The sequence below is a fragment of the Mesorhizobium sp. M1066 genome, assembly GCF_040318635.1.
Taxonomy (GTDB): Bacteria; Pseudomonadota; Alphaproteobacteria; order Rhizobiales; family Rhizobiaceae; genus Mesorhizobium.
This window is the reverse complement of sequence record NZ_JAMYMR010000043.1, coordinates 17,892-31,071: the sequence shown is the minus strand read 5'-3', so window position 1 is coordinate 31,071 and position 13,180 is coordinate 17,892. Positions and strand designations below refer to the sequence as shown.

Genomic DNA, 13,180 nt, shown 5'->3' with positions numbered 1-13,180 from the left:
TCAGGTCAATGCACGATGCCGCTCTGCGTGAGATGCAGATTGGCGAAATGGCTGTGCGTATCGGCCAGCTCGAACTTGATCGGGCCCGTCGCCTTGGTCCAGCCGCGCCCGACCTCGGCGATCGCGTATTCGAAGCCGTGCGGCAAGTCGATGCGCGCCTGGTGCGCGGCGCCGGTGACCGGATTCCGGATCGGCTCGCCGCGACCGTCGGTTATACCCTCGACATGCAGCCGACTGGTTCGCGCGTCGACGTCGATCTTGAATTCGATCGGCGCGAAAATCGGATCGTGGAATTTCTCCAGCGTGGTCGAAAAGACCTGAAATATCGTTGCACCTGGCTCGGTGTCCAGACCGCCCAATATGCGAAGCAGCGCGCCACGTTGGGCTTCCGTCGCCCTCTCGTCGATGACCACCGCGGCTTCGCCACCGCCCTGGTGTATGGCGCCGGGCCAGCTGAAAATCCCGACGAACCGCAACCCGTCGAGCTTGGTGTCGCCGTGATGGCCGCTCTCGATTTCCATGCCGGCGACTGCCTGGCAGAATCCGTATGTCGGCATGGCGTTGAACTGGCACGGGCAGCCATAGGCGCAGTTGCAGTTGATGAATTCGCTGGCCTTCATGGCCCATTTGACGTCCGGCATGGCATTCCTCCCTTGCCGCGCTCACGCTTCGTGAGCGCGATCCGGATCGTGGAGGACCAGAAGTCAACCGGCAGCAACCATCCGGCAGCATCTGATCGAAGCAATCCGGCGATTAATATTAGCCGACGATCATATACCATTCACCGCCGCCCACAATAGACCGATCGGCTGGGACAAGGGCTCCGAACGCAGGTCAACAAAAGACCTGACGACAACAGGTCGGCGGCGGCGGCAGCAGCTTTTTGTGCCGGTAGCTTTTGTGCCTGTCGCTTTTCTTGATAGGAATTTTTTCTTGACTCCCTGCCCTCAGCTATGGTACATATTCGTCCATGGTGCTGGTTTGCGCCGATAACCCGCCGCACAGGCGGGTTTTTCGTTTAATACTCCGTCCCCGTATCGCTGTTTTTGCCGCGACGAATTGGCATATTCGAAGTCCGCCTCCTGGCGGGCGGTGGCTGTTGCACGGTCCATAGCGCCGCACTATGGCTAGCGGCTTATCAAACAAGGCGACGCAGAATGGCGAAAGACGGCAGCGAGCACGGCGGGATGGGCATCAACACGCGGCTTGCCCATTCGGGCAACAATCCGCACGACTATTTCGGCTTCGTCAATCCGCCGGTGGTGCATGCTTCGACCGTGCTTTTCCGCGACGCGGCTTCGATGGCGGCGCGAACCCAGAAATACACTTACGGCACGCGCGGCACACCGACGACCGATGCGCTTGCCCATGCCATAGACGCGCTGGAAGGCTCGGCAGGCACGATCCTGGTGCCGTCGGGCCTTGCGGCGGTGACGGTGCCGCTGCTCGCCTTCGTCTCGGCCGGCGACCATCTGCTGATCGTCGATACCGTCTATCATCCGACGCGCAATTTCGCCGACACGATGCTGAAGCGGCTGGGCGTCGAGGTCGAGTATTACGCCCCCGATGTCGGCGCCGGCATCGCGGCGTTGATCAAGCCCAACACCAAGGTGGTGTTCACGGAATCGCCGGCCTCCAACACGTTCGAGGTGCAGGACATCCCGGCCATCGTCAAGGCGGCGCACGCCACGGGCGCCATCGTGATGATGGACAACACCTGGGCGACGCCACTCTATTTCCGCCCGCTCGACCACGGTGTCGACATATCTATCCATGCGGCGACCAAATACCCGGCCGGCCATTCCGACGTGCTGCTTGGCACGGTGTCGGCCAATGAGAGTTGCTGGACGCACCTCTACGAAAGCTTCTGCACGCTTGGCTGTTGCGCCGGGCCCGACGACGTCTACCAGGTGCTGCGTGGCCTGCGCAGCATGGGCGTACGCCTCGAACACCATCAGCGCAGCACGCTTGCGATCGCCTCCTGGCTCGAGGGCCAGAAGGGCGTGGCGCGCGTGCTCCACCCGGCCCTGCCCAGCCATCCGGATCACGCTCTGTGGAAGCGCGACTTTTCCGGCTCGAGCGGCATCTTTTCCATCGTTCTTGCCGGTGGCGGCCAGAAGCAGCAGCACGCCTTCCTCGACGCGCTGCGGATCTTCGGCCTCGGTTATTCCTGGGGCGGCTATGAGAGCCTTGCCGTACCGGTCTGGCTCGGCGACCGCGTCGTTGCAAAAGCCCCCTATGAGGGTCCGTTGATCCGTCTGCAGATCGGCCTCGAGGATGTCGACGACCTGAAGGCCGATATTTCGCGCGGCCTGACCGCCGCAGCGGCGGCCTAAAGCGGGTCGCGCCTGAAGATTTTCAGGCGACCCGCTTCAGGTTTTGTTTTTGCGCATGTCGTTCTCCCAAAACCGAGGTCACATTTGGGCGACATGCACTAGCGGAATTCTATTCCCTAAAATTGCGATTTCGCGGATCAGTTTGGCTTTCAAATTCAGCGATGCCACGCCATTGCGGTGCAATCAGCACATTTTGGACTTCCCCTGGAATACCGGCAGAGTTTTCGACCCCATGGCTTTCCGCCTTTTTGTTCCCATTCTTGCCGGCGCGACGCTGCGCGAGCGTCTCGTCGCCTGTATCGGCGCGACGATCGGCATTGCACTCACCGGTGTGATCGCCAGCCTTGTGCTCGGCAACGGCCCGCACGTGCCGCTGCTGGTGGCGCCGATGGGGGCGTCGGCGGTGCTCCTGTTCGCCGTGCCCGCCAGTCCGCTGGCACAGCCATGGTCGATCATCGGCGGCAACACGATATCGGCACTTGTCGGCGTGATCGTGGCGCATTTCATCCACGAAACCGCCCTTGCCAGCGGCATCGCGGTAGCACTGGCCATCGCCGCCATGTCGTTCACGCGCTGCCTGCATCCGCCGGGCGGAGCGGCCGCGCTGACCGCGGTGCTGGGAGGGCCTGCCGTCATCAGCGCCGGCTTCCTGTTTCCATTCGTGCCGGTGGCGCTGAACTCGATCCTGCTGGTGGCGCTCGGCTACGGCTTCCACAGGCTGGCCCGGCGCAATTATCCGCATGTACCGGTTGCAGCGCCGGCGAACAGCCACGGCACCGGCGATCCGCCGGCGCAGCTGCGCGTGGGCTTCCGGTCCGAAGACATCGATGCCGCGCTTGGCGCACTCGACGAGACGTTCGATATCGATCGCAACGATCTCGACCGGCTGCTGCGGCAGGTCGAATTGCAGGCGATGGTGCGCGCGCACAAGACCCTTCTGTGCGCGGACATCATGTCGCGCGATGTGATCTCGGTCGATGCTCACACCTCCACCGAGGCAGCGCGCCAATTGCTGCTTGACCACAACATCCGGACCCTGCCGGTTGTCAATGCGGAGGCCAGGCTGGCAGGCACCGTGGGGTTGCGCGAACTCACCCAGGCCTCCGGTACGGTCGGATCCGTCATATCGCCCGCGGCAACAGCCGCCGCAGGTTTTGCCGCCATGGGTCTGCTGCCGGTGCTCACCGACGGCCGCAGCCATGCGGTCATCATCGTCGACGACGACAAACGGATTCTCGGGCTGATCACCCAGACCGATCTGTTGGCGGCCACGGCGCGCCTGCAGGCTGCCTGACAAGCCTTCACTCGCGCGGTAGGGTACCGCCGCCGGGCCCCGCGAAAAGTCTTCGGGAACCTTTTGCCGGCGACAGCGTCCAATCTCTCAGTCGAGGTTCGGTCCGGAGATTGGGTTGAGGAAACTGGCCATGCCTGCTGTCTTGACGGCCGTGCCTTCTGCTGTGCCAGGCGAGATGCAGCTTGTGCGCCGCGCCTTGGCGCGCGACGGCGATGCCTTCCGCACCATCATCAAGACACACAATCAGCGGCTCTACCGGATCGCGCGCGGCGTCGTGCGCAATGACAGCGAGGCCGAGGACATCGTGCAGGAGGCCTATGTCAGGGCCTTCGCCCATCTCGAAGCGTTTCGCGGCGACTCCTCTCTGGCCACATGGCTGTCGCGCATCGTCATCAACGAGGCGCTTGGCCGCCTGCGCAAAAGGCGCAGAACGGTGGCACTGCCGGAAAATCCGCAAGCCGAGATCATCCGGTTCCCTCTCAACCCCAGCGACGATCCGGAACGGACGATGGCGCAACGGCAGATCCTCCAGCTGGTCGAACGGGCCACCGACAGCCTTCCCGATGTCTACCGGACGGTGTTCGTGGCGCGGGTGATCGAGGGGCTGAGCATCGAAGAGACCGCCGATCTTCTCGGCGTGCGGCCACAAACCGTCAAGACAAGGCTGCACCGGGCCCGCGCTTTGGTGCGCAAGGCGCTGGACGACCAGATCGGGCCGGTGCTGCTCGATGCCTTCCCCTTCGCCGGCCGGCGCTGCGAAAGGCTGACAGGCGCCGTGATGCGGCGGCTCGGGCTGGAAAGCTGAGCCTCGGCGATTCAGTTGATTTTGGCGGGAACGTTTGCCGCCGTACCGCATCCAATGACCGTCAACCGAAAAACACTGTCCGGAGCGATTTCAAACGCCCGGACGAAGGAGATGCCATGTCTATCCGACACACCGCCGCGCTCGCCGCCATGCTGCTGCTTGGCACCGCCCCGTTCGCACAAGCCGCCGACAAGCCGACCGACCCGCAGATCGCACACATCGCCTACACGGCCGGCGTGATCGACGTCGAGGCGGCCAAGCAAGCGCTCAAAAAGTCGAAGAACAAGGAGGTGCTCGCCTTCGCCAAGGACATGGTGCGCGACCATGAGGCGGTGAACGTGCAGGCGCTCGATCTGGTCAAGAAACTCAAGGTCACGCCGGAAGACAACGCTACCAGCAAGGCGTTGACCAAGGCGGCGGAGGAGGAGCGGGCGAAACTCGCCAAGCTCAAGGGCGCGGCCTTCGACAAGGCTTATGTCGACAATGAGGTGGCCTATCACAAGCAGGTCGATGGCGCTCTTGAAACGCTGCTCATCCCGTCGGCGCAGAATGCCGAATTGAAGAGCCTGCTGGAAACCGGCCTGAAGATTTTCCAGGGCCATGAGCAGCACGCCGAGCACGTCGCCGGCATGCTCAAGTAAGGACCGGGAGCATGCCGAAACGCCATCTGTGGATTGCGTTGGCGCTGGCCGTCGGTACCGTTCCGGCGCGAGCAGAAACCATCCAGGTCATCATCGACAGGCTGGTGTTCTCGCCAGCCACCGTCGAGGCCAAGGTCGGCGACACGATCGAGTGGGTGAACAAGGATGTGTTCGCCCACACGGCCACCGTGAAAGGCGGCTGGGAAGTGATGATCCCGCCGAAGAAATCCGCAAGCCTGACATTGAAGGCGGCGGGAGCGGTCGATTATTTCTGCCGCTTTCACCCCAACATGAAAGGCCGTTTGGTGGTGGCGCCCTGATCCAGCGCCAACGAGGCTCGCCTGGCCTCGTCGGGGCGCGCGATATGCGTCCACGAGCCGTCATAGCCCGGCTCGCGGCGTGCCATCCAGGCATTCAGCCCTTCGCGCAGATCGGCGGTCGGGGCCATGCGGGCGAACTGCTCGGCCTCGACAGCCAAGCCTTCGGCGATGCTCTGGTTGAGGCCGCGCGCCACCGCCGTGAGGATGCCGGCAATCGCCAGATCGGAGTGCCGCAGGATGCGCCTGGCCAGGCCGATCGCGGCCGGCATCAACTCGGCATGCGGCACAACCTCGTTGACGAGACCCAGTTCAAGCGCCCGCGGCGGCGCAAACCAGTCGCCGGTCAACAGCAGTTCGAGCGCCCGCTTGCGCCCGGCAAGCCTGGGCAAGCGTTGGGTTCCGCCAAAGGTCGGCGGCATTGCGAGGTTGATTTCCGGCTTGGCGAACAAAGCGCGGTCGCTGGCGATGGCCAGCGGCACCGCCTCGGTGATTTCGCAACCGCCACCAAAGGCAATGCCGTTGACGGCAGCGATGACGGGTTTGCGAAACGCTTCCAGCCTCGCCGTCAGCCGTTGCCCGCGCATGACGAAATCACGCATCGCGACATCGACGCCGACCGCCACGCTGGCCGAGAACTCATGAATGTCGCCGCCGGCCGAAAACGCCCGCTCCCCTGCTCCGGTCAGAATGACCGCACGAACGCTGTCATCGACGTCAATGTCGTCGAGGATCGCAAGCAGGCGATCGATCAGGGCATAGTTCAACGCGTTCAGCTTCTCCGGCCGGTTGAGGGTGAGGATGGCAATCCCATCCCGGGTTTCGTTAAGGACAAGATCGGTCATTGGCTCTTCCTTCTTCATCATGCTGATGACCGGAAGACTATGCCTCTTTCCGCTTGTGTATATTCACTAGTCGGTATACCTAAGCTCATGCCTGACACGCAAAGTCCTACCCGCAAACGCATTGTCGATGCCGCGACCAGGCTCTTCTATGCCGAAGGAATCGGTCGCGTCAGCGTCGATGCCGTCGCCGAGGAAGCGGGTCTCACCAAGCGCACGCTCTACTACCATTTCAAGAGCAAGGACGACCTCATCGCCGCCTATCTCGATGGCCGCGACCAACCCAATCTGAAGCGGATGGCTGGCTGGTTCGATGCTGCCGAAGGCGGCGCGGATCGCAAGGTCGAGGCGATCTTCACCAATCTGGCGAGGTCCGCTCGTCACCCGAAATGGAAAGGATGCAGCTTCCTGCGCACGGCCGCCGAACTCGCCTCGATGCCCGGACATCCGGCGGTCAAAGTCGGCGCGCGGCACAAGCTGAATTTCGAAACATGGCTAGCCGGCGCCTTGTCGGACCATGGCGTCGGCGAGCCGCCTGCCTTGGCACGCGAGATCGTGCTTTTGATCGACGGCTGCTTTTCGATCATGCTGATCCACCGCAACCCCGATTACATCGAGGCCGCCGGCCGCGCCGCGGCGACGCTGGTGCGGGCGCGGATTTCAGGCAGCCAGGCCTAAAGCGCGACGCGCTTTAAGCCTTTGGTTTTATGCATATCGTTGCCCCAAAACCGGGGCCACTTTTGGGCGACATGCATTAGAACCCAAACGCCAGCCATGCCGTGCCGGCGGCCAGCGTTATCAGCGTCAGCGGCAAGCCGACCTTGAAAAAAGCGCCGAACGACAGCGTCGTGCCGGCGGCGCGTGCCTGTTCGGCGACGATCAGATTGGCGACCGAACCCAGCAGCGTGAAATTGCCGGCCAGTGTCGAGCTCATGGCGACGACCAGCCAGGCGCGCTCGGGGTTTTCGAGGCCCGGTATGAAGGGCCGAAGCGCCAGCACGGCCGGGACATTGCTCATGATGTTGGAGAGAACCGCGGTGAAACCGGACAGGCGCCAGACGTCGCCCAGCCCGAGGTTCTTGGCCGAAGCGATCATGTCTGGCGAAAGAAGCGTCTTTTCGGCGCCGGCGACCACAACGAACAGACCGGCGAACATGAACAGCAGCGGGCCGTCGATCTCGCGGTAGATGCGTTCCGGCTTGATGGCGCGGGTGAGCAAGAGGATGGCGCCGCCGATGAGTGCCGCCTTGGCCACCGGCACGCCGGCGAAGAAGGCGATCGCCAGCCCGATGCAGACCACCACCGCCTTCAGCACCTGCCCCTTGTGCATGCGGCCACGCGATACCTCCGGCGTCAGTTGGACTGTGCGGGCGAATTCGGCCCGGAAGACGATACGGATGATGACAACGACCGCGACGAGGCCGAAAAGGGCGACCGGAGCGAGCGCTGCCGAAAAGGCCGGATAGGAAATGCCCGACAGCGCGCCGATGACCATGTTTTGCGGATTGCCGGTGATGGTGGCGACGCTGCCGCAATTCGACGCGGTGGCGGTGGCGATCAGATAGGGGATCGGGTTGCGCTTGATGATGCGGGTGACGTGGACGACGATCGGCGCCATGACGAGGCAGATGGCGTCGTTGACCAGGAAGGCGGACAACACGCCGGTCAGCAGCGTCACCATCACCAAAAGCATGAAGGGCGCGTGCGCGTGCTCGATGGCGATGGCGCCAAGGCCGCGAAAGGCGCCCGACACTTTCAGATGCGCCACCACGATCATCATGCCGAGCAGAAGCGTGATGGTGTCGAAATTGATCGCCCGGTAGGCATCCTCCATGCTGAGCGCGCCGATGGCGATCATCGCGGCCCCGCCGAGAAGCGCGATCCCCGCCCGGTCGAGGCGCAGGCCGGGGATGCGGCCGATGGCGACACCGGCGTAAGTCAGGATCAGGATCAGCAGTGCCGCCGCGCCCATCAATGTCATCGATAGAAGTCCTGCCCTGTGGCGCGCCGCTGCCTGTCAGCCCCAATGGTCTGATTTGCGTGCCTGCTTTAGCGCGATGTCGAGATCGATGACAGACAGCCAGGCATGTTGTTGCGTCAAGCACCGCCCAAGGGATGACGTGCCGCTAACGCAGATAAAAATCCAGCCGCTGCCGCAGTGCCTGCGGCGAAAACAGCTGCTCGACGGTCTGCCGGGCCTTGAGGCCCACCGCCGCCCGCAGCGCCGGATCGGCTTTGAGATCGGCCAGGATCCGCGCCGCCTGCTGCGTCGTTTCGAACAAGAAACCGTTTTCGCCATGCCTGATATGGTCGGAATAGCCGCCATGGGAATGGCAGACCACAGGCAACCCGCAGGCCATCGCCTCGAACACGACGCGACCGAAGGTTTCCACATGCCAACCGGTGCGATAATAGAACACGTCGAGCGTCTGCAGAAACTCTTCGGCGATAAATTGGCCGGGTGGGAACAGCTCGAGTTGCGGATGCGGCATGAGGCTGCCCTTGAGCCCTGTCCCTCCCTGAATCCGCAAGGCTGTACCTTCGGCCAGCAATGTCTCGTAGAGAGGTATGTCATCGGGATGATGTTTGCCCGGCCCATCGCGGCTCAAGCGTCCGACGGTGAACGGACGATCCGAATCCAGACGCCGTGGTGAAAGCCGTGGTGAAAAACGTTCGATATCGATCGGAGACGGATGCACGGTGCCATCGATTTGGAGCATCCGTCTCTGAAAATCGGAAATCAGCACCAGTTCGGCGTCGGGCCAGTTCAGCATGCGGGGCATGCGCCTCGTCAGCGACATGATTTTCGGGTGAAAGGTATTGAAGACATAGATCAGCCGGCGCGGTCGCGGGATCAGGTAAGGCCACATCTTGTTGCGCCAATGCGAGCCGAGAAAGACGTAGGTACCCCCATTCGGTACATCCCACTTCGACAGTGAGACGCGGCGAATCGGGAAATTCCGCATCAACTCGGCGGACACACTGGAGGAGGTTGCCCACAGATGCACTTCGGAGTCGGCACTCAACAGCCGGTGCAGTTCCAAAGCTTCAAGGTCACTGCCGCCGAAGGGATCCTGAAAGCCGTTGAACAAATGGATCATAATAGCAGTGCTTACCTGACCGTTCCCGCCACATGCCCGCCAGCATCAAAAATCATGATCGCACGTCGGCCGGAACGTTTAGAAACTCAGGATTCAGAACCGTTTCTACCAACAACGAAACATCGCCAATGCGGGGGAGTATACCGGCAAGCGGTTGCAGTCCATCGCCTATCGAGCCGGCATGCTATCCAAAAAGATCGGATTTCCTGCACATGACTGTAAGCTTTGAAAGCGTAGAGGAGCGGTCTGCGCTTCCCGATCCAGCAATCTGCAAGTTTATGCCATCAATGCACGGTGGCGACCCCGGGCGCAGGCGCCGGAGACGTTCCGGCCGGATCGAAGCTGACTTGATCGCGTCCGTTCGACTTGGCCGTGTAAAGCCTTTTGTCGGCAGCGGAGAAGATTTCCTCATAGGTGATCGGGCCGGTAAAGCTTGTGCCGCCGATGCTGACGGAAAGCGGACAAGGCCTGCCGCCGGGTGAGAATTCCATCTCCCTGATACGCCGGCGGATGCTTTCGGCAACCATCCAGGATTGCGAGGGATCCACGCCGGGCAGAAACACGCCGAATTCTTCGCCACCGATGCGGCCGACGATATCGCCCCCACGAAGTTGCCCCTTGATCGCCTGCGCTATCAGTTTGAGCGCCTGATCGCCGCAGTCATGGCCCAGGCGGTCATTGATCGACTTGAAGTGGTCGGCGTCGATGATCAGCAGCGCGCCCGAACGGGTTTGCTCCTGCTTTCGGGTCTGCTCGAGATAGGCTTCGACCAGCATCGAGAAGGCGCCACGGTTCAGCACCGCCGTCAGGCTGTCGGTCGCGGCGATGACGCTGAGGTCGCGCTGCGCGATGGCCAGCTGGCGAATCTTCCACATCAGGAAAAACAGAAACGAACCACCCAGCACCAAAGGCAGCATCAGGTCGGTCATCTGTGCCCGCCACAGAGCCTCGGGCGAAAGATAGGGAAAGTTGAAGGAATCGACGAAGAACGCCACGGCAATGAAGAATGCCGTACCGACTGCCGTGACAGCGATCACCCTGCCCCAGCTCGTCGGCGACAGATCGAGCTTCATCGCGTTCAACTCCGTTAGCCGTCGCTACTATGACGCACCAACCCCAACAAATTGATAAGACTTTCCCTCCAATTCGATATCGGGCGGCGGAACCAACCCGCCGGCCCTGTCGGTGACTTGCGACAGACGCTACAAGACGGCCGCTGGAAAGCAGCCATCCTGTTTCAGAGCTTGAAGGCGTGGGCCAACTGCCGGCCGAGCAAGGGCAAAACGGCGCGCGAAGCCAGACCGCTCGTCGTCAGTTGAGCGTCGGCTCACTCAGCGCATCGACGACAAAGGATGCCGCGATCAGGTCGTCGGCATCGAGGCGCAGGGAGCCTCCGTCGCCTCCCATGGCTGAAGCCACTTTTTGAAAGGTCTTCATTTCATATTCCGTGATCCGGGCGTCCTGCATCCTGGCCTTGAGGTCGGCGATGCGCCGATCCAGAGCCGAAGATATGCCTATTTCTCGCTTCGACATGGCAACACTCCTCCCCACCCTTGTTTGCCTCCCGCCTGTCCACTTTTATATGAGGGTCCGCGAATACAGCGGGCCGAACGCGCCGTGCGCGGGAAGGTTCCGAAAAGGCAGAGTAACGAAATAATACGCTGGCCCCCAGCCGACTGCCCGGCCACGCTAAATCCCCTCATCACCATGACAGAGCTGAACAGCTTGCGGTATTTACCGCTGTCGTGGCGTTCCTGGATGGAAAGAGGTGATTCCGTGACTTTCTATATAAGGCATAGCTAATCCTTGACGCCAGCCGGATGCCGCCCCAGAATCAGAAGCATGGCAATAAAGGTCGGCGACGAAGTGGCGGTCATGGCGACGGTGCTGAAGCGCGTCACGGAAGACCGCGTCAGCGTGTCGATCCCCGGTTACGATTTTTCGCATTCGGTCAGGCTGGCCAAGGGCCAGCCGATGGAATTATCCGGCGACGTTACGCGGATCGATGGCGACAAGGTCACGGTGTCGTTCGGGACAATGGTCACGGTGGATCTGGACAGGGTGCACCTGGTGCAAAGCTACCTCCCGCCGAAGCGAAGGGATCTGAGGATGTGAACAAGGGAAGCTCCACCGTCTCAGGGATCCAGCCCCTTACGTCCCAGCAGTGCAGAGCCGCACGAGCGATGCTGAAATGGTCGCAGGTGCGACTCGCCGCGAAGTGCGGCCTTAGCGAAGGAACGATTGGCAGTTTCGAGAGCGGACGAAGGATTCCGAGTTCGGCCAAGCTGGCTGCCATCCGTCGAGGGTTGGAGGCAGCGGGCGTGGTTTTCATCGATCAGAAGGTTGCAAGGGCCAAGAGCGATCCGCCTCGTCAAACTATCGGCGGAACATAATTTAGATATCGCTGTTAGATCCCAAACGGGAGGCGCGCGATGTTCAAACGTGAAATTGGTATTGTTTCGGACTGGTCGAAATTGGTGGCGGACGATCCTCTGATCGCCGCCGATATTGCCCAGCGTCTTTCTGTTCACGCTTGCAATGACAACACTCCCGCCGTCGCCGACGGCCCGTCGCCCGGCACCGAAACATTTCGAAATCCCCACTTTGCCGGCCTCGCGACACCCGCCGAATATCCTCGCCCGATCGTGCTTCTAGCCACGATCTATGCGTCGACGGTCCTGGGGGTAACGCTGCTTCTGGCGGCGGCGGTTTGAGCGCACGAGGCCTGGTGACGCTCTCTGAAAGCCCATGTCTCTGGTATAAACCGTAACCTATGTGTCCGGAACGGACCGAAAGGCTTTGGCGATCCCGACAGGATTCGAACCTGTGACCATCGGCTTAGAAGGCCGGTGCTCTATCCAGCTGAGCTACGGGACCGCTGGCCGGCCTTTGGACCGGCTGGATATTCTGGCGCTGGGCGCCGTTCAATGCGTCCAGGGCGTCCTGCGGTCATAGCGGAAATTCTCCGCATAGGAAATCTGGCGGCGCTTGGTCTCTTTCGGCTCTTCGACGCGGAAAGCGAGCCCTTGCTTTTCGGCGTAGGCCACCGCCTCTTCCCGCGTGTCGAAGCTAAGCCTGATCTGGCTTCTCATGTCTGCCGACGTCGTATAGCCCATCAGCGGGTCGATCTTCTTGCGCGTCTCGGGATCGAATTCCAGCACCCAGTGGCCGGTCTTGGCCTTGCCGGACTGCATCGCGGTTTTGGCTGGGCTGAAAATGCGCGCGGACATGGCCACCTCGTTCTTGTGCAAGGCGGCATCGCCACCCTTCGCCCGTCATTACTGCGCAATGCGCACGGCGGCAAGGTTTTTGCTCTCGCGGGTTTTTGCACTTGCCATGCACCATCGAAATGAATAGGCAACAGACCGTTCGGAGTGTAGCGCAGCCTGGTAGCGCATCTGGTTTGGGACCAGAGGGTCGGGAGTTCGAATCTCTCCACTCCGACCATCCCCTCACAGCCCAATGCCCGGCGCAGCCATATGCTCACTTGCTCCGGCTCCGGTCGTGCATCCGGCAGCCGCGGGCCGGTTCGGCAAACAGGGGTTCAGATGCTTGGAATCGATGCCTGGGTGTCGCTTTTCGGACCGGCCTACTTTGCCTATGCCGGCATCACCGTTCCGTTCATGGTGACGTGGGCAATTGCCTGCGCCGCACTGGCGATGTGGAACAACCGTGAAAGCCGCAGACAGGCGAGGCAGGCCCCAGGCGCTGTCGTCTCCCGCTCCTGGCGTATCAGTATCGGAATGTTTGTGCTGGTCGCCGCCGGCTATATCGCCGCTCACTCTGCCGTCTACCTCGCGGTGCGTCATTTCGCCAGAATGTGGCTCTGAGACTGGCCTCTCAG

General features: G+C 61.9%; 17 protein-coding genes and 2 tRNA genes. 11 read left to right on the top strand and 8 right to left on the bottom strand.

Annotated features, from left to right (window positions below; genetic code table 11):
* Positions 1-5: 5 nt before the first annotated feature.
* Positions 6-641: a DUF1326 domain-containing protein gene (locus NKH52_RS30665; RefSeq protein ID WP_352442917.1), complete on the bottom strand. Its 636-nt coding sequence runs from the start codon at positions 639-641 to the stop codon at positions 6-8.
* Between the two features lie 516 nt (positions 642-1,157).
* Between NKH52_RS30665 and NKH52_RS30660 the strand changes: the two genes are divergently transcribed.
* The 5 genes from NKH52_RS30660 to NKH52_RS30640 all read left to right on the top strand — a co-directional run bounded on the left by NKH52_RS30660 (position 1,158) and on the right by NKH52_RS30640 (position 5,396).
* On the top strand, positions 1,158-2,336 hold the full coding sequence (locus NKH52_RS30660; RefSeq protein WP_352736063.1) for a cystathionine beta-lyase: 1,179 nt from the start codon (positions 1,158-1,160) through the stop codon (positions 2,334-2,336).
* Positions 2,337-2,568: 232 nt separating this feature from the next.
* Positions 2,569-3,630, top strand: coding sequence for an HPP family protein (locus NKH52_RS30655; RefSeq protein ID WP_352736064.1), 1,062 nt, complete (start codon positions 2,569-2,571; stop codon positions 3,628-3,630).
* Between the two features lie 130 nt (positions 3,631-3,760).
* Positions 3,761-4,435 (top strand): RNA polymerase sigma factor, encoded by a 675-nt coding sequence (locus NKH52_RS30650; protein ID WP_352736065.1) that lies wholly within the window; start codon positions 3,761-3,763, stop codon positions 4,433-4,435.
* 116 nt (positions 4,436-4,551) lie between these two features.
* Complete coding sequence (locus NKH52_RS30645; RefSeq protein WP_352656370.1) at positions 4,552-5,076, top strand: DUF4142 domain-containing protein; 525 nt, start codon at positions 4,552-4,554, stop codon at positions 5,074-5,076.
* An 11-nt stretch (positions 5,077-5,087) separates the two neighbouring features.
* Positions 5,088-5,396, top strand: a complete 309-nt coding sequence (locus NKH52_RS30640; RefSeq protein WP_352736066.1) for a cupredoxin domain-containing protein — start codon at positions 5,088-5,090, stop codon at positions 5,394-5,396.
* On the opposite strand, the gene NKH52_RS30635 is transcribed toward NKH52_RS30640, so the two are convergent.
* Positions 5,357-6,238 (bottom strand): crotonase/enoyl-CoA hydratase family protein, encoded by an 882-nt coding sequence (locus tag NKH52_RS30635; RefSeq protein ID WP_352736067.1) that lies wholly within the window; start codon positions 6,236-6,238, stop codon positions 5,357-5,359. The two genes, NKH52_RS30640 and NKH52_RS30635, sit on opposite strands and share 40 nt — an antisense overlap.
* A gap of 87 nt (positions 6,239-6,325) precedes the next feature.
* Here NKH52_RS30635 and NKH52_RS30630 point away from each other — a divergent pair, with 87 nt between their 5' ends.
* The gene (locus tag NKH52_RS30630; protein ID WP_352736068.1) at positions 6,326-6,913 is read left to right on the top strand and encodes a TetR/AcrR family transcriptional regulator; all 588 of its coding nucleotides are present in this window, start codon (positions 6,326-6,328) and stop codon (positions 6,911-6,913) included.
* 76 nt (positions 6,914-6,989) lie between these two features.
* Here NKH52_RS30630 and NKH52_RS30625 read toward each other — a convergent pair whose 3' ends face one another.
* The 4 genes from NKH52_RS30625 to NKH52_RS30610 form a co-directional block, all read right to left on the bottom strand.
* Positions 6,990-8,216, bottom strand: coding sequence for an anion transporter (locus NKH52_RS30625; RefSeq protein ID WP_127289138.1), 1,227 nt, complete (start codon positions 8,214-8,216; stop codon positions 6,990-6,992).
* Positions 8,217-8,361: 145 nt separating this feature from the next.
* Positions 8,362-9,336 carry a glycosyltransferase family 4 protein gene (locus tag NKH52_RS30620; RefSeq protein ID WP_352736069.1) on the bottom strand — a complete coding sequence of 325 codons (975 nt, stop codon included), beginning with the start codon at positions 9,334-9,336 and terminating at the stop codon, positions 8,362-8,364.
* A gap of 284 nt (positions 9,337-9,620) precedes the next feature.
* Positions 9,621-10,409, bottom strand: a complete 789-nt coding sequence (locus NKH52_RS30615) for a GGDEF domain-containing protein (protein ID WP_127289146.1) — start codon at positions 10,407-10,409, stop codon at positions 9,621-9,623.
* A gap of 238 nt (positions 10,410-10,647) precedes the next feature.
* Positions 10,648-10,869 carry a hypothetical protein gene (locus tag NKH52_RS30610; protein ID WP_023814103.1) on the bottom strand — a complete coding sequence of 74 codons (222 nt, stop codon included), beginning with the start codon at positions 10,867-10,869 and terminating at the stop codon, positions 10,648-10,650.
* A 309-nt stretch (positions 10,870-11,178) separates the two neighbouring features.
* Between NKH52_RS30610 and NKH52_RS30605 the strand changes: the two genes are divergently transcribed.
* The 3 genes from NKH52_RS30605 to NKH52_RS30595 are packed head-to-tail and all read left to right on the top strand — an operon-like array spanning position 11,179 to position 12,050.
* Positions 11,179-11,451 carry a hypothetical protein gene (locus tag NKH52_RS30605; protein WP_352736070.1) on the top strand — a complete coding sequence of 91 codons (273 nt, stop codon included), beginning with the start codon at positions 11,179-11,181 and terminating at the stop codon, positions 11,449-11,451.
* Positions 11,448-11,729, top strand: coding sequence for a helix-turn-helix domain-containing protein (locus NKH52_RS30600; RefSeq protein ID WP_352736071.1), 282 nt, complete (start codon positions 11,448-11,450; stop codon positions 11,727-11,729). Before NKH52_RS30605 ends, NKH52_RS30600 begins: the two co-directional genes overlap by 4 nt.
* Positions 11,730-11,768: 39 nt before the next feature.
* The gene (locus NKH52_RS30595) at positions 11,769-12,050 is read left to right on the top strand and encodes a hypothetical protein (RefSeq protein ID WP_352736072.1); all 282 of its coding nucleotides are present in this window, start codon (positions 11,769-11,771) and stop codon (positions 12,048-12,050) included.
* 86 nt (positions 12,051-12,136) lie between these two features.
* Here NKH52_RS30595 and NKH52_RS30590 read toward each other — a convergent pair.
* Positions 12,137-12,213, bottom strand: a tRNA-Arg gene (locus tag NKH52_RS30590).
* 47 nt (positions 12,214-12,260) lie between these two features.
* On the bottom strand, positions 12,261-12,566 hold the full coding sequence (locus NKH52_RS30585) for an ETC complex I subunit (protein ID WP_023812590.1): 306 nt from the start codon (positions 12,564-12,566) through the stop codon (positions 12,261-12,263).
* 140 nt (positions 12,567-12,706) lie between these two features.
* On the opposite strand from NKH52_RS30585, the gene NKH52_RS30580 reads away from it, so the two are divergent.
* Both NKH52_RS30580 and NKH52_RS30575 read left to right on the top strand, forming a co-directional pair.
* Positions 12,707-12,783 (top strand) — tRNA-Pro (locus NKH52_RS30580).
* Positions 12,784-12,884: 101 nt separating this feature from the next.
* On the top strand, positions 12,885-13,166 hold the full coding sequence (locus NKH52_RS30575) for a hypothetical protein (RefSeq protein ID WP_023812591.1): 282 nt from the start codon (positions 12,885-12,887) through the stop codon (positions 13,164-13,166).
* The last annotated feature ends 14 nt before the right edge of the window (positions 13,167-13,180 follow it).

Bases quoted from the DNA above. Each gene is read 5' to 3' on its own strand.
- NKH52_RS30620 (WP_352736069.1), bottom strand. From the start codon at position 9,336: ATGATCCATTTGTTCAACGGCTTTCAGGATCCCTTCGGCGGCAGTGAC.
- NKH52_RS30575 (WP_023812591.1), top strand. From the start codon at position 12,885: ATGCTTGGAATCGATGCCTGGGTGTCGCTTTTCGGACCGGCCTACTTT.
- NKH52_RS30645 (WP_352656370.1), top strand. From the start codon at position 4,552: ATGTCTATCCGACACACCGCCGCGCTCGCCGCCATGCTGCTGCTTGGC.
- NKH52_RS30640 (WP_352736066.1), top strand. From the start codon at position 5,088: ATGCCGAAACGCCATCTGTGGATTGCGTTGGCGCTGGCCGTCGGTACC.
- NKH52_RS30595 (WP_352736072.1), top strand. From the start codon at position 11,769: ATGTTCAAACGTGAAATTGGTATTGTTTCGGACTGGTCGAAATTGGTG.
- NKH52_RS30625 (WP_127289138.1), bottom strand. From the start codon at position 8,216: ATGACATTGATGGGCGCGGCGGCACTGCTGATCCTGATCCTGACTTAC.
- NKH52_RS30655 (WP_352736064.1), top strand. From the start codon at position 2,569: ATGGCTTTCCGCCTTTTTGTTCCCATTCTTGCCGGCGCGACGCTGCGC.
- NKH52_RS30650 (WP_352736065.1), top strand. From the start codon at position 3,761: ATGCCTGCTGTCTTGACGGCCGTGCCTTCTGCTGTGCCAGGCGAGATG.
- NKH52_RS30665 (WP_352442917.1), bottom strand. From the start codon at position 641: ATGCCGGACGTCAAATGGGCCATGAAGGCCAGCGAATTCATCAACTGC.
- NKH52_RS30605 (WP_352736070.1), top strand. From the start codon at position 11,179: ATGGCAATAAAGGTCGGCGACGAAGTGGCGGTCATGGCGACGGTGCTG.
- NKH52_RS30635 (WP_352736067.1), bottom strand. From the start codon at position 6,238: ATGACCGATCTTGTCCTTAACGAAACCCGGGATGGGATTGCCATCCTC.
- NKH52_RS30660 (WP_352736063.1), top strand. From the start codon at position 1,158: ATGGCGAAAGACGGCAGCGAGCACGGCGGGATGGGCATCAACACGCGG.
- NKH52_RS30585 (WP_023812590.1), bottom strand. From the start codon at position 12,566: ATGTCCGCGCGCATTTTCAGCCCAGCCAAAACCGCGATGCAGTCCGGC.
- NKH52_RS30610 (WP_023814103.1), bottom strand. From the start codon at position 10,869: ATGTCGAAGCGAGAAATAGGCATATCTTCGGCTCTGGATCGGCGCATC.
- NKH52_RS30630 (WP_352736068.1), top strand. From the start codon at position 6,326: ATGCCTGACACGCAAAGTCCTACCCGCAAACGCATTGTCGATGCCGCG.
- NKH52_RS30615 (WP_127289146.1), bottom strand. From the start codon at position 10,409: ATGAAGCTCGATCTGTCGCCGACGAGCTGGGGCAGGGTGATCGCTGTC.